We start from the raw sequence: 1,313 nt of genomic DNA, 5'->3' as shown, positions 1-1,313 counted from the left end.
CTCCAAGCTGGAAACAGAAGCCCGTGAGTTGATGATTACGCGTGCTGAAGAACTCTTCAACATCCCTATCAGAAAAAAATCTGGGGCCAAATCGTAACGGAACTGGTCAGTCAGCGCAACCTGAAAGTTGCGTTGGCCTGCCGTCTGTTTGGCCATTGTCGTCAAGCCTACTACCAGTCAAAGGCTGACATTGAGAGTCAGATACATAGGGAACGTCTCATGCTGGATGCTGTCCGTGATATCCGTATCGAAGATCCGGGTATAGGCTGTTACAAACTGTGGATTATGCTCACCGTGCTTTTTGGAGCCGGGTTCATGCCTGGGCGGGACAGCTTTTATGCATTGCTCCGGCAACACCGCTTGATGCTTCCTGCCCGCAAGACCCGGCATACGACGAACTCCAACCATCGCTACCACAAGTGGAAGAACCTAATCAAAGGACTGACCTTGACTTCAGCCAACCAGTTGTGGGTCAGCGACATTACTTATATACCACTTGCCAATGGTGAAGTCTGTTATCTGCATCTGATTACGGATGCCTACTCCCATAAGATAGTGGGATGGGTGCTTGCCGACACCTTACGGGTATCGGCAACCATCAATGCATTGCAACAGGCTATAGAGCAGGCTGTTGAAATGACAGGAGATGAAAATCTTACGGGCCTGATACATCACTCGGACCGTGGCGTACAATACTGTTGCGACCCATACGTGGCACTTCTTCAGAAACATGGCATTGCCATCAGTATGACGGAAGACTACAAACCCACCGACAATGCCGTTGCGGAACGTATCAACGGGATTATTAAGGCGGAAAGCAGCCATCCTCGAGGCCGGTTCAACGACATCGGGCATGCAAGAAATGTCATAGCTCGCTACATACATTTCTATAACCATCGCAGACCGCATATGAGTATCGGGTATAAAATACCTGCTGTGGCGCATCTGGAGAAGGGAATACAGAAGAAAATGTGGAAGAAGAAAAAATATCCTTCCACAAGTAGCAATAAAAAGAAGGATGCAATATCTTTGCAAAGCCGGACAGCAAGTCCGGGCGAAGGCGCAGGACAGCGCACCTGACAAAGACAGAATGCCTCTTTTAGGGGCACCCAGTCTTGCCGGACAAGCAAGCACGGGCTCTGCAAATGCAGCAGGATGACTGTCAACAGAATCAGGACAACTCACTTTGCTGTGTCTACTATATCAGCAGGGCTTGGGAAGAAGTGACTACTGAACCAGTACAACATTCCAAGAACCGTCTACTGATATCGGTTATAAAAAGAAAAAGCGTCTAGCTAAATCAGGAAAAGACA

1 protein-coding gene and 1 pseudogene are annotated in these 1,313 nt (G+C 48.6%); both read left to right on the top strand.

Annotated elements, in window-relative coordinates:
* Positions 1 to 97: pseudogene (locus DW896_RS21870) on the top strand (transposase); the annotation flags it as partial.
* Positions 79 to 1,080 carry an IS3 family transposase gene (locus tag DW896_RS08020; protein WP_227232491.1) on the top strand — a complete coding sequence of 334 codons (1,002 nt, stop codon included), beginning with the start codon at positions 79 to 81 and terminating at the stop codon, positions 1,078 to 1,080. The pseudogene DW896_RS21870 and the gene DW896_RS08020, both read left to right, overlap by 19 nt.
* Positions 1,081 to 1,313: the final 233 nt, after the last annotated feature.

It is taken from the genome of Bacteroides sp. AM41-16 (assembly GCF_003603495.1).
GTDB classification, from domain to species: Bacteria; Bacteroidota; Bacteroidia; order Bacteroidales; family Bacteroidaceae; genus Bacteroides; species Bacteroides uniformis.
Note: the sequence above shows the minus strand (reverse complement) of the source record. Positions and strands in the feature narration are given on the sequence as shown.